The organism is Azospirillum picis (assembly GCF_017876115.1).
Lineage (GTDB): Bacteria > Pseudomonadota > Alphaproteobacteria > Azospirillales > Azospirillaceae > Azospirillum > Azospirillum picis.
The window spans coordinates 144732-157101 of sequence record NZ_JAGINO010000002.1; the positions used below are offsets into that span (position 1 = coordinate 144732).

Consider the following 12370-nt stretch of genomic DNA (forward strand, 5'->3'; position numbering starts at 1 on the left):
TCAGCGCTCCAGGTAGAGGATGGCCCCGCCGCCGCGCTCGCGGTTGGTGCGGCCGTAGATCACTGCCGTTGCGCCGGTCTCGAAGCCGGCGATGTCGTCGGTCACCCGGATGGCATCACCGATCCACAGGCCGGGCGCGCCGTCGCGCACCCGCAGCTCGTACTGCCGGGGCGGATCGGCCTTCTCCTCCAGCCATAGCGGCGCTTCGGCGGCGGCCTCGGCGGCGATGGTCAGGGCGGTGTCGAGATAGGCGGGCTTGGCGGACACGCCCCAGGCGGCGGCAACGGTGGTGTCCACAGCCGAAGGAGCCTGACGCCATTGCGTCGTCCACAGCGCGGCGTCGTCGGCCGTTGCCGCGGTGGCGGTTTCCGAAGCCGGGGTGGTGTTCTCGGCGTAGCGGACGATGGCCTGTTTCGCCGGCACCTCGCTGTTGCCGGCGGTCGGCCGCAGCCCGTCCGTCTCGCCGGCAGCCTTCCGGTAGGACCGCAGCGGCGTGGCGGCGGTGGCGCGCGGCAGGCGGGTGACGATCAGGCGGTCGGTCAGGTCGATGTACCAGCGCCCGCGGGCCACCGATCCGACCAGCTTGTCGTAGGCCGCGCGGTGCGTGGTGGTGTCGCCGGCCGGCAGGTAGAGCCCCGCTGTGCGCGGCGTCGCGTCGATGCCGGCGACGTCGGCCGTGTCGATGATGCCGCCGTGCGTGGTGGCGAGATGGGCGACGATCTGGCCGATGTACCGGTGCCAGACGCCGGCCGTCTTGTTGCCTTTCAGCTCGATCCGGAAGTCTTCCGGCTTGCCGCCACCGATGGTGATGATGCCCGTGCTGGTGTTGACGGCAAACTCCGCCGGGCTGTTCGTCGCCGATGGGGTGCCGGTCACCAGGGCATAGAGCTTGGCCTTGTCCCAGCCCCGCACGATGCCCTCGATGGGGTGCCCGCCGTTGCAGCTGTAGGTGTGCCGGCCGTTGATGACGCCCAGGTAGGTCGGCGCGACAATCGGGCGCCACCCCCAGCACCGCTCCTTGGTCATCCCCGCCAACGTGGCCGGCCCCTCCAGCCCACCGGTGCCGGCATAGCAGTCTTCCGGATCCAGAAGCGGCGCGTCGAAGTCGGCGAGGCGGTCCCACAGCGGCAGGCGCAGCTCGGTCTTGTCCGGCTGGATCAGGCCGGCCTTGGCCCGCCAGACGGTGACGGCGGTGCTGTAGGCCTCCGCCTCGTCCACCTCCTTCACGACGATGGTCCGGATGACATAGTCGGTCAGCAGGGCGTTCAGCGGACGGACACCCAACTCCACCCGCAGCAAGGTCGCCGCCGTGACATCGAGGACGTTCGCCCAGCGCGGCAGCGTGTCGGCCGACCGGACGTTCATCAGCCGCAGGTCGGCGGTGCGGAGGGCCGACCCGCCGCCGGCACCGGCCGCCTCCACCGCGACCGAGTCCCACTGCCCGACCAGCGGCAGCCAGGTCACACGGGCCGGCGTGTCGGTGCCGCGGGACTGGTAGCCCCGCGAGCCGGCGCAGAGATACCAACGGTGGACATGCCCGGACGCCTTGTGGAAGGCGTCCAGCTCATAGAGGCGCATCATCATTTCGGCATGGCTCCGGCAATGCGGCGGGGCAGCTCTGCCAGATCATCGCGCACGCTCTCCAGCTCGGCTTTCAGGTCGGCACCGATGGCCGCCCGCTGACCGCCTGCCCTGCTGTCGGCCAACTCCACCGCAGCCGCAAGGCGATCGATCTTCGCCGCCAGCCGGTCGAAGGCCGCCGCCGTGCTGTCCGGCCCACCGCCGAACACCCGCGGCGGCGGGCGGAGGGAAACGACGTTGGACGGAGGAAAGCGGTCGTTGGACGGCAGAGCGTGGTTGCGGTTGATGTAATCCACCACGTCAGCGCCGATGGCGGCGGTGGCCGGCGCAGTGAGCACCCCCTCTCCGCCGGCCAAGGCGATCATGCCACCGCGGGCATACCGGGCCAGGACGCTGTCCCGGCCCCAGACACCATTCCCGACAAGTCCACCACCTTCATAGCCACCGACGATACCGCCGGTCTCGAAGTTGATCCGCCACGCCTGTCCATTGGCGCGCATGATCTGCCGGACCTTCTCCTTCACCGATTCGGGCTGGCTGAAGATCCAGGCGTCGGAACGGCCGTTCAGGTCGCCGGTCCCGAAGTTGCCGGCGAAGTCGGTCTCCATCGCGATCTGGAGATTGGTCGCGACGCTTTCAGGTGCCCCCCAGGATCGGCCAGATGCCAGCAGGGACGACAGCTTGCTCTCTCGGGCAGCCGTGGCGTCGAGGCTCTTGAGGGAGGAATCGATACTGGACAGGTAGTTGACCTGCCGCTGCGCGGCGGACAACTGGCGCTGGGCAACCGTCTCCACCGACGACAGGCCGGCCTGCACCTTATAGTAAACCTCGGGGTTCGCGCTCGCGTTGACGGTCCGGTCCGCCTTCAGGAAGGCTTCCCCAGCGTCCGCAAGGGCTTCCACCGCCGCAATGTCGCCGGCTTGCGCCTTGGTCAGCGTGTCGACCCAATTCTGCTGGGCGACAGCCAGCTGCTGACCGGGATCGAGTGCCGAATACTCGCCCAGCGCCAGCGACAGGCGCGACGACTTGATCTTGTCAACCAGCCCCGACCACTGAGTTGCAGCCGCCTGCGCTGTCGACAAGGCAGACGACAAGACCGACGACAAGGACGAGCGAAAATCCGACAGCGACTTCGTCACCGATTCGGTGACCGTTGTGTTATCTGCCCATGCCTGGGTCAGATAGCCCACCGCCGTGGTCAGCTGATCCGCCGTCAGGTAGCCTTGCACATAGGCGTCAGCAACGTCGACGTAGGCGCCCCTGACGTCATCGATCGTCAGGGTGCCCTTGCGGGCTGCATCCTCCACCCCGGTGATGGAGCGGGCCAAGTCGAGGATGACCCCGCTCGTCTCATCCAACCCAAGGCTGCTCAGACGGTCGATGGCGTCCATCTTGTACAGCGGGTCGACCAGCTGTTCGATGGAAGCTGCACCCTGCTGCTGCACCAGCCCAATGGTCTTGTTGTAGGCGTCGACGGCCTTCTGTGTGTATCTGACGGCCATATCCGTCACATCGGCTGCGGTGTAGCCGAGTGCTTCCAGGGCCGGGCGGAACGCCTCGAACTCAATTTCCGCTTGCTTGGTGACAGCCGCGACGCCGCGCAGAGGCTCGGCAACCTTGCCGATGCCCATCATGGCCTCGATTCCCTTGCGGGCGGCGGCGGTCAGCTCCTCATTGGTCGCAAGCCCCAGTTCGCTCGCCTTGTCGCGCCAATCGGTGATGTTGGTCTTCACCTGCTCGCCGAGTTCCTTCGCCTGCTCGGTGAAGGTTTTGATCTGGTTGGACACCGGATCCATGCTGGCGTTCAGCGCGTCGAACTGGTCGCGGAAGGTCGCGGCGAAGCCCAGATCGCTGGCCAAGTCCTCAGCCGTGGTTGCCTTCGACGTGCCGAGGGCTGTCTTGACGTCATCGTTGGCACCGGTCAGCTGACCAGTCCCGATCAGCCCTTTCAGGCTCTCCCGCATGTAATACTGGATCGCCTCATCCTGCGATCCGAACTCCGCCCGTTGGCCAGCATTATCTCCGACCTGCGGGGTGACATACCATTTGTCATCCTTGGCGAAATACTGGAGCAACCCGGTATTGAGACCGTCCCCGCCCGTAACCCTGCCACCGATCCCGACCACCACAGCATTCATGGCAGTGGCGACCGCGTCCGTGACCTGCTGCATCTGCGCGGCGTCCGCGCCGTTGTCCGCCAGGGCCGCGTCCGTCCGGAAGCCCCCCTTCCCATCCAGGGTAACGTTGCCGCTGGTGTTGGGGCCGACGCTGGGCTTTTGCGTGCCGAGCGCCGCCATGATGCCGGAGATGATGGCGGCAGCAGCGATGCCCCATGGCCCCCCCACCGCCGACAGGCCCCAGATGCCGGCACCGATGCCAGCCGAGCCCGCTCCCAGCGCCGCACCCGACAGGGCGCCCGCGGCCTTGGACCCGGTCGCATTGCCGATCAGCGAGCCGCCGATGCCACCGATCACACCATAGGGCATCGCCGCGCCGATGGTGCCGGCGCCGGACACCAGGGCATTGCCCGAGCTGGTCAGCATCATGTCCGAGGCAGCGGCTTCCGGAACGAGACCGGCAGCCGACTGCGACAGACCAAGCGCCTGCCCCATGCTGCTGGTCGCGAACGACCCGGCCGCCTGCGTCGCGGACAAGCCTGCACCACCGCTGAACAACGATAGCCCAGACCGGCCGGCGCTGATCAGGGTCGAGGCATTGCTGAACATGCTACCGCTGCCGGAGACCTGTGCAGCAGCCCCCGAAGCCCCAGTGGGCGTCTGGATCCCGAACAGCGATGGCACCGACCCCACGACTTGGGTGACGATGGGCAGGACAATATTGGCTTCCAGCGCAGCCACTGCGATCCGCTTGAAGATCGACTTGAAGAAGTCGACCACGCTGACCGCTTTGTCCGGATCGGTGAAGCCGTCATAGACGTTCTCAGAAATGCTGCTGGCGATTTCCTTTGATGTCGCCTGCACGTCGTTCGCGTACTGCGTCCATGCCTGAGTGTCGGCAATCTGTTCCTGAAGCTTCACCCACTCCGCGATCTGATCCGAGGTCGCGGACTTCGCCATGTCCTGCGCCTGCTGCTGGATCTGAAGCGAACGCAGGGTGCGGGTGCGGACAGGTTCCGCCTGCCCCATCAGCGCAAGCTCCTGCCGGGCATAGTCGAGGCTCTGCCGGGCATTGCGCAGGGACTCCTCGCCCTGGGTGCGCCTCTGCGCCTGCACGCCCCGCTTGGATACGTCGTCATAGGCACCGGCCAAGCCGCGCAGGGTCTTCGCCAGCTCCGCCGCCCCTTCTTCCTCCGCCACCTGGGCGGCAGCCAGGATGCCGGACGTCTGGGCCGCAACCTGCGCCTGCCGTTCGGCTTCGGCCTGGGCAGCGGCCCCCAGCTTGGCCGCATCCGCAACCTTCTCCTGTGCCTCCGCTTGCTCGGTCAGATCGGCCACGGCCTTGGCGGCATCGGCTGCGGTCGACGACGCAGCATTCAGCAGGTTCTGCCGGGTGAGTTCGGCGACGCTGACGGCAGCGTTGCCGGCAGCAGCAGCCTGGGCATCGTTGGCGGCCTTCTGCCGCAGTGCCGCCGCCTCACCCTGCCCATAGGCAGCAGCCAGCAGGATGTTGCCCTGAGTGGCCAGCGACATGCTGTGCAGTTCGTCGCCATAGGCGGTCGACAGCTGCAACAGCGCTTCCTTGCGGCGCAGGATGCGGATGTCTTCAGCATCCTGCCCGGACAGCTTCTTCTCGCGGATTTCGTCTTCGGCGCGCATCGACGCCATTTCGAGCGTGCGGGCGGCTTGGCTGCCGCCCATCGCCTTCGCCAGACGCTCATAGGCGGCGGTCTGCTCGTCCACATACTGGACGGCCTTTTCATCCTGTTTCCCGCCGGCACTAGCTGCACCGGCTGACGTGCCAGCGACCCGCACCGGGGCCTTGGACAGCTCCGTCACCAGCCGGCCCTGCGCCGCCTTCAGCTGCTGTTCGAGGTCGGCAAGCTGCTTGTCCAAATCGGACCCGTCCGTGGTGCCGAACAGCAGCGATTTGAGGCTCAGATTGAGATAGGTCTCACCGTCACCCTTGGCGGCGTCGCGGGTGGCGATGCTCTTCTTCACCGCCGCAATCCGCGTCTCGATGTCGGCGACTTGCTCCTTCGGGGTGCTGGTGACCGCCGCCGCCATCCGGGTGACGGCTCCGGAGACCCCGGTGATCATCTCCATGACCGGACGGCTCTGCGCCACCGCATCCATGAAGGCATTCCAGCCGATGCCCAGGTCGCGGAAGGCCTGTTCAGCCGGCGACATGGATTGCTGCCGCAGCCCGTCGAAGCGACGGTGCAGGGCCTCCAAGGCGATGCCCAGCGCCTGGGCCTGCTGCCCATGCTCCGCCATCGCGCGGACGGCCTTCAGCTCGTCCGACGTCAGGAAGCCGATTTCGTCCTGAAGCTTCTTGATGGCGGGATAGCCCTCGGTCGCGAGCGAGCCGAGCTGCTTCACCATCTCGTCCACCGGCTTGCCCATGCCGGCGGCCATGTCATTGCCGATGCCGGCAATCTCCCTGCCCATGGTGGCGGACAGGCCGCGGGTGGAGGAGATCACCTTGACAGCAGCGTCCGACTCGTCCTTGCCCGCGCCGTCCGCATACATCGACTTGGCAAGGTCGCGCAGCTGCGCCGCGGTGGATTGCGCCTCCGTCCCATAGGCCTTGGTGGTGACCGACAGGCTGCGCAGCTGACCTTCGATGCCGACAGCCCGCGAGGTGACCAGCGCCAGCCCGGCCGCCAGCGTCGCACCAGCGGCAATGGTCAGGCCGATGGGCGACAGCATCAGCGCCATGGCGCGGCTGACGCCGCCAACAGCCGACGTGGCCTGTGGCCCCTGCTGAATGAGCACGATTAGGGGGTTTTGCCCACCAGCCAGCGACACGAAAACGTCTTGGATCTGATAGGAAAGATTCGCCATTTCATGGGCAGCCAGCTTGGTCTTGCCGGTGGACTGTTCCAGCAGCCCATGTTGCTCGCGAAGCGCTTTGCTCAGGTTGCGGTGCTGCGCCTCGCTCAGCGTGACGCCCTGCACCCCGCCGGACAGAGCCTTGTCCAGCAGCGCCTGACCATCGGTCACCTTGCGTTCGGCGGCGGCGGTCTTATCGAGGCTATCGACCAGAGCGCGCAGGGCATCCGCTTCCTTACGGGCGGCGATGGCCGCCGGATCGTAGGCATCCCGCGCGGCCTTCAGCAGCGCGTTGGCCCGCTCGCGCGACACCCCCATTTCGTCGACGGCACGCTTCAGCAGCTTCTCATCGTCGGCGAGCTTGCGAGTCGCACGGGACACCGGGTCGAGCCGGCCTTCCAGCGCTTCGAACGAGCGGCGCAGCCGGTCCACCGGGGCATTGTCGTTGACGACGCCCCTGATGGTGACGCCCAGGTCTTCCAGCTTCTTCCGGACCGCGTCAAGGTTGTCCGCCTCGACGCCGATGCGGACGCTGACCTTCTTCTGTGCTGCCACGGCTACCGCCCGAGGATGTTGGAGAGGTTGGACGCGAGTTGGGCTTCGGCCGCGCGGGTGGCGGCACTGATGTCCAGCAGCTTCCGGCCGCGCACCCGGCGCACCAGCAGGAAGAGCGGGATGGAGGTGGCACGGCCCACGCCGCCACGGGCAAGGCGGTCGCCGCGGGCCTTGCCTTCGGCGACCAGCAGCGCCCGTGCGCCGTTCCCGATGGGGATGAAGCGCAGGGTCCCGCCGAAGTGGGACTCCGCCGCCGCCACGTTCGACCACTTGGCAGGCACCAAGCTGGCGCGGCGGCTATCCGGCCGCTGCTCCATCTTGTCGAACCCCAGCTCCTTGGCCGCAGCCAGGGGGATGGCCAGCCATTTGGAGCCGCGTGCGGTGATGGTCTCGCCGCTGTCGAAGGCGTCATGCAGGCGAGTGGCCTTGGAAAAGACGAGACCGGCCGGACGCAGGGTGCGGCGGCCGGTCTTCGGGTACAGCTCCAGCCGCCACGCCTTCTCCAGCCCGCTGCCAAGCCCGGCCGCACGGGTCTGCCGGCGCAGCTCAGTCTGAAGGGCCTCAGACGCTGACCGCACCGCCGCCCGCGCGGCGTCGGCGATGTCGTCGAAGCCGGCGTTCACCAGATCCTTCACGTCACCGGAGAGACGGCCGACGATCATGACGGCTCGCGCGCCAGCAGTTCGGCTTCGGCTTGGCTCATGATGGCGAAGGCGTCCATCATAATGGCGGCCTGATCCCCAACACCACCGGCCTCCGGCAGGTGCCCGGTGACAGGCACCACGCCCTGCGCCATGCCGCCGATGCGCCCGGCATGCGGCTGGTAGGCGCGCCAGAGCTGGACCATGTCAAAGTGATCCTCCGTCAGATCGAGACGGGGGTTTCGGCGGAAATGCTCGCCGAAGAGGACCCATCCCGCTTCGCCGGCAAGCTCTTCGACGCCGTCTTGGTAGGCTTCCGGCTGGAGGCTGACCGCGACGGCGATACGAAGTTTTTTTCCTGATCCTTCGACGGGCGCATCAGCCCCATGATCTTGAAGCCCACCGCGCGCAGCTCGTCTTCGTCGAGGTGGGACAGCGTCTCGTCGGTGGTGAGATCGCGGCGGCGGACGAAGGGAGCGGCGGAACCATCCTTGGCCTTCACCCCCTCCCAGCCCAGCAGGAAATGCTGGCAGGCGACGATGGGCGCGACCGACAGCCAGAATTCGCGGTCACCTTCCATGGCGGCATAGCGCCCGCCAGCCGCACGAGCGAGGCGGGTGATTGCTTCCAGCCCGTCCAGCGCGTCGGGGTCAACGTCGCCTTGGGCGGAGGCTTCAACCTCGTCGATCAGCTCCAGCAAGGTATCGAGGTTATAGGGGTTCACCTCGCGCAGGTCTTCGCGGAGTGCCCGGTACAGCTCGGCATCGCCGGGGTAGGTTGCGCCGGCCGCGCGCAGGTCGCGACGGAAGCTGGCACGCTGGAAATGGCTCGGGACGGCCAACCGGAAGACCGGCTGATCCGGATTTGCGTCGAGCTGCGCTTGCACGGCGTCGATCAGCCGGGCAAAGCCCTCGGCCAGCTCCGGGGTTTCAGCCCTGGCCTGCAACCCGGTCAGAGTCTCGATCTGGTCGCGAAGCGGGGTAAAGGTGATCACGTTTTTGGTCGAAACAGGCAGCATCGTGACGATCCTCTGTCGGTGAGGGGTGGGTGCGGGCGGTGCCGACATCACCGCCCGCTGGCGCACGACGGCGCCCCGCCGGCCGGAGCCGACTGGTTACCCGGTGCCGGCCGGGGTCGCGGGGGTCAGTAGAGGCAGACGAAGGCGCCCGCATCCTGTCCTTTGCAGGCGAACTGATGGGTGCTGGCCACCAAGCCGTTGCGGTCGCCCGGCTGAAGGTTGGTGTAGAAGGCGGCCGGGATGGTGACGCCGATCCGGTTGCCGGCCACCGTGCCGTAGCTGGCATGAATGACCTGCTGGGTACCGGCCCGAAGCGCCGCCATGCTGTCGCGGGTGGCGACCAGCGTTTCCAGCGGGTCGCAGCTACCCGTCATATTGCGCGCGGTGACGACGGAGGGGTCGAAGCCCTCCACAGCGTTCGGGTTGTCCGGGTTGGTCATCTCGTTGCCGAAATCGATCGACAACGACGCCATGGCCGAGACCACACGGTTGACCAGCGCCTTGCCGGCCTTCCAGACCGGCGGACGGGTGGCATCATAGACGAGCCCGGCCGGCACATTGGCGTCGGTCTTGCTGACGAACATGCCGGTGAAGGTGAAGCTGATCCGGCCGATGTTGCCGCTGGTCAGCTTCACCGTCGCGTTGCCCCGGCAGCCGGCGACGATATACTTCAGCCCATCCTGGAAGAAGTGGAAGGTCAGCGACGGGATGGAGACCGACGCCGGCTTGTAGACCACATTCACCGGCACCTGATAGCTGGTGCCGACCGACAGCGCTGTGCCGAACTGGTCGGTCAGGGTCGCCAGCTTGCCGGCGGTATAGTCGGACACGAACGACGTCGCTCCGGCCGCCGGGTTGCCGGTCAGCAGCAGAGGCATGCCGCGATAGGCTTGCGCCGTGCCGCTGGCCCCGGCACCCAAGGTCAGGCTGGTGGGAGTGCCGGCGGTAGCGGCTTCAGCAGCGGCCGGGACTGCGGCGGCAGTGATCACCTCCGCCCAGGCGGCGGCCTTCATCAGCTTCCCCCACTCGGGCGGCGTGCCGGGGGTGCCGGAGCCCTTCAGCAGGACGTCGAAGGTCAACTGAACCGTCATGCCGCCGCTGATCGGGCCTTGACCGTCGAGGCTGCCGGTCACCTCGCTGGTCTGGACGGTGTTGGGGTTGAAGCTGATCTGCGGATTTTCGACCAAGACCGCATCGGTGCCGGCCACTGGGGCGGCATCCACTCCTTCGGTGGTCTCGATCTTCGCCAGCAGGGCGGCGTTGCGGGAGCGCATGGCCATGACGGAGACTCCTTACTCGGCCGTCGACGCGGGCGCGGACGGCGCTTCGGCGGCGGGCCGGCGGCCCTTGGTAGCGGGGGTGCGGGTAGACGCGGCGGCTTCGGCGGCCTTGCGCTCTTCCTCGGTCAGGTTGACGAGCTGATCGCCGTCGCGAAGCTCGAAGCTGTGGGCAGGCGTCGGCGCCACCGCCGCCGCCCGATGGGCCGGGATGTCCATGGATGCTCTCCGGTTGGGGGAAAAGGGTCAGGGGGCCGCGGTATAGGGGTCGCCGGGCCGGGTCCAGAATTCGACGGCGAAGGCGAAGAAGACGTCACCCAGCCCGCCGACGCCCTCGCCGTCAGCTTCGTCCTGATCGGCTTCGGTCAGGTTGGTGTCGACGGCGATGCCGCCCAAGGTCGGATCGGCCTCGACGGCGCGCAGGATGGCGGCCCCCAGGTCGACGCCCTGCCGGTGCAGCTCGGCATCCGACGCGTTGTTCTTCAGGAAGGCGGTGACCGTGATCCGCTCGACGTTGCGGGTCACCGCAGCGCTTTCCTGATCGGACGATACGGGCGATGCCTTCATCACCAGCGCCGGCAGCTTGCCGTCCGGCACTGGTTTGCGCAGCCCCCGATAGACGGTGATCACGCCCGGCAGGTTGGCGGCCACCACCATGCCCAGGCGCGCCTCGAAGGCCGTCAGCACCTGTTCGCGAATCGATGTCGGCATCACTTCAGCTCCAGCCGCCACAGCAGCCGGTCCGCATCCGGCTGGCTGGTCTTGTCGATGACGAAGACGTCCGCGCCGATGGCCAAGGTGCCTTCGATTTCCATCAGCGGCACTTCCGACACGCGCACTTCTGCGATCCGGGCGGGGGTGGTCACACCGCTGCCGCCGGACCGCCAGTCGCGGTCGCCTTCGGACAAGACCGCACGGCATGACGCCACCGGGGCACCGGATGGCGGCGTGTAGATGGCCGGGCGGCCCCAGACCTGAGCCACCGAAGCGTGAAGAACCGAATCGAGGTCAATCATTGCAGACAGTCTCCCGATGCGCGACGGGCGGCCCCGGGGCCGCCCGTCGCGCATGGTCGAGGTGATGCCGGATCAGCCGAGCAGATCGGCCTTGGGGTCGGGTCCGGCCTCGGCTCCGACTTCGGACTCCGGCACCGCATCCGGATCGGGCACAACCCGCTTGGCGGCACCGCGCTTGACCAGGGCAGCCGCTTCGGCGTCCGGCAGCTCCACCGTCTTGCCGGGCAGCACGGTGACCTGTTCCTTCTTCACCACCGCGACGATGGTGTTGACGGCGACGATCTTCATCAGAGCACCTGCGCGGCCAGAGAGGCGTTGACGTTGGTCGGCACCATCAGCGGCGCCGACTGCATCAGCAGCTGGCGGATGGCCGGGTCTTTCTCCACCCAGCTCTTGGGGAAGTAGGGCAGCGCCTGCAAGCCGGCCTCGTCATCCCGGATCGCCCCGAAGGCGCGCACGCCCTCGACGCCCACACCGGTCAGCACCACGGTGCCAGCCGGCCACATGGAGTGCTCGGCCCCCTGCTCGTCCTCATACCAGGACGAGTAGACGAAGACGTTGAAGCCGTCGACCTGCCCCATGAACTGCCCGCCTTCGACCGGCGCGTTCATCGCTCCGGTGTTGAGGCTGACCGCCTGATCCTTCCATTGCTTGAGCTTTTCGACCACGGCCGGGTCCTTGCGGAACACCTTCCAGACGTCGACGCCCATGATCAGGTCGGTGGGCATCGACCCCGACTTCTGCAGGACGAGCAACGCCCAGTCCTGAAGGTTGTCGAGGATGGCCGCCGCCGACTGGCCCCAGCGGGCGGTGCCCGACAGCGTCACCGTCAGCGAGCCGTCGCGGCCGAAGTTGACCACGACCGACGGGTACAGCTCGCCCACCACGGTGACGCTGCCGGTGGTCAGCGCCGATGTCGCCATCCATTCGAAGCGGCGGGTCAGCATGTCGGTCTGGTCTTCCAGATCCTCCACCAGCAGCAGGCGCATGCGGTCGGCCGGGGCCAGCACGGCACCGCCGATGGCCTCGCCCACAGTGCGCTTCAGGGCACGGTTCGGGTTGAAGCTGCGACGGTCCTTGGTATAGGCCGGCTTGAAGGTGTTGGTGGTGTAACCCTGCGACGCCACGACCTTGCCGGCCACCATCGGCGACACGAAGGGGGCGAGACGGCGGCGGCGGGTGATCAGGTCGAAGGCGATTTCCTCGGTCGTGGACCGGGTTTCGCTGGTGAAGTAGCGGTCCAGCAGGAAGGACGGCGGCGTCTTGACCTGACGCACGACACCGGCCAGCACCGCGGTGGAGAAGATATCGACCATGGAAGAGCCCTTTC

The 12370-nt window shown here is 67.5% G+C and carries 11 protein-coding genes; all 11 read right to left on the bottom strand.

Annotation, left to right across the window (positions count from 1 at the left end; all coding sequences use genetic code 11):
* Positions 1 to 1584 (bottom strand): hypothetical protein, encoded by a 1584-nt coding sequence (locus J2850_RS03105; protein ID WP_209978683.1) that lies wholly within the window; start codon positions 1582 to 1584, stop codon positions 1 to 3.
* Positions 1581 to 7088, bottom strand: a complete 5508-nt coding sequence (locus tag J2850_RS03110; RefSeq protein ID WP_209978685.1) for a phage tail length tape measure family protein — start codon at positions 7086 to 7088, stop codon at positions 1581 to 1583. The genes J2850_RS03105 and J2850_RS03110 overlap by 4 nt, the downstream gene beginning before the upstream one ends.
* Positions 7089 to 7090: 2 nt before the next feature.
* Positions 7091 to 7750: a DUF6441 family protein gene (locus tag J2850_RS03115; RefSeq protein WP_209978686.1), complete on the bottom strand. Its 660-nt coding sequence runs from the start codon at positions 7748 to 7750 to the stop codon at positions 7091 to 7093.
* Positions 7747 to 7935 carry a hypothetical protein gene (locus J2850_RS03120; protein ID WP_209978688.1) on the bottom strand — a complete coding sequence of 63 codons (189 nt, stop codon included), beginning with the start codon at positions 7933 to 7935 and terminating at the stop codon, positions 7747 to 7749. The genes J2850_RS03115 and J2850_RS03120 overlap by 4 nt, the downstream gene beginning before the upstream one ends.
* A 17-nt stretch (positions 7936 to 7952) precedes the next feature.
* Positions 7953 to 8747 (bottom strand): hypothetical protein, encoded by a 795-nt coding sequence (locus J2850_RS03125; protein WP_209978690.1) that lies wholly within the window; start codon positions 8745 to 8747, stop codon positions 7953 to 7955.
* A gap of 125 nt (positions 8748 to 8872) precedes the next feature.
* Positions 8873 to 10027 (bottom strand): phage tail tube protein, encoded by a 1155-nt coding sequence (locus J2850_RS03130; protein WP_209978692.1) that lies wholly within the window; start codon positions 10025 to 10027, stop codon positions 8873 to 8875.
* 12 nt (positions 10028 to 10039) lie between these two features.
* Positions 10040 to 10243 carry a hypothetical protein gene (locus tag J2850_RS03135; RefSeq protein ID WP_209978693.1) on the bottom strand — a complete coding sequence of 68 codons (204 nt, stop codon included), beginning with the start codon at positions 10241 to 10243 and terminating at the stop codon, positions 10040 to 10042.
* 27 nt (positions 10244 to 10270) lie between these two features.
* Positions 10271 to 10735: a hypothetical protein gene (locus J2850_RS03140; RefSeq protein WP_209978695.1), complete on the bottom strand. Its 465-nt coding sequence runs from the start codon at positions 10733 to 10735 to the stop codon at positions 10271 to 10273.
* Complete coding sequence (locus J2850_RS03145; protein ID WP_209978697.1) at positions 10735 to 11040, bottom strand: head-tail joining protein; 306 nt, start codon at positions 11038 to 11040, stop codon at positions 10735 to 10737. The genes J2850_RS03140 and J2850_RS03145 overlap by 1 nt, the downstream gene beginning before the upstream one ends.
* Positions 11041 to 11112: 72 nt before the next feature.
* Complete coding sequence (locus tag J2850_RS03150; protein WP_209978699.1) at positions 11113 to 11328, bottom strand: hypothetical protein; 216 nt, start codon at positions 11326 to 11328, stop codon at positions 11113 to 11115.
* Positions 11328 to 12356: a major capsid protein gene (locus J2850_RS03155; protein ID WP_209978701.1), complete on the bottom strand. Its 1029-nt coding sequence runs from the start codon at positions 12354 to 12356 to the stop codon at positions 11328 to 11330. Before J2850_RS03155 ends, J2850_RS03150 begins: the two co-directional genes overlap by 1 nt.
* Positions 12357 to 12370 lie beyond the last annotated feature (14 nt).

What these genes read in the sequence shown, in the direction of transcription:
- J2850_RS03105 (WP_209978683.1), bottom strand. Translation starts at nt 1,584, where the DNA reads ATGATGATGCGCCTCTATGAGCTGGACGCCTTCCACAAGGCGTCCGGG.
- J2850_RS03115 (WP_209978686.1), bottom strand. Translation starts at nt 7,750, where the DNA reads ATGATCGTCGGCCGTCTCTCCGGTGACGTGAAGGATCTGGTGAACGCC.
- J2850_RS03120 (WP_209978688.1), bottom strand. Translation starts at nt 7,935, where the DNA reads ATGGTCCAGCTCTGGCGCGCCTACCAGCCGCATGCCGGGCGCATCGGC.
- J2850_RS03125 (WP_209978690.1), bottom strand. Translation starts at nt 8,747, where the DNA reads ATGCTGCCTGTTTCGACCAAAAACGTGATCACCTTTACCCCGCTTCGC.
- J2850_RS03130 (WP_209978692.1), bottom strand. Translation starts at nt 10,027, where the DNA reads ATGGCCATGCGCTCCCGCAACGCCGCCCTGCTGGCGAAGATCGAGACC.
- J2850_RS03135 (WP_209978693.1), bottom strand. Translation starts at nt 10,243, where the DNA reads ATGGACATCCCGGCCCATCGGGCGGCGGCGGTGGCGCCGACGCCTGCC.
- J2850_RS03140 (WP_209978695.1), bottom strand. Translation starts at nt 10,735, where the DNA reads ATGCCGACATCGATTCGCGAACAGGTGCTGACGGCCTTCGAGGCGCGC.
- J2850_RS03145 (WP_209978697.1), bottom strand. Translation starts at nt 11,040, where the DNA reads ATGATTGACCTCGATTCGGTTCTTCACGCTTCGGTGGCTCAGGTCTGG.
- J2850_RS03150 (WP_209978699.1), bottom strand. Translation starts at nt 11,328, where the DNA reads ATGAAGATCGTCGCCGTCAACACCATCGTCGCGGTGGTGAAGAAGGAA.
- J2850_RS03155 (WP_209978701.1), bottom strand. Translation starts at nt 12,356, where the DNA reads ATGGTCGATATCTTCTCCACCGCGGTGCTGGCCGGTGTCGTGCGTCAG.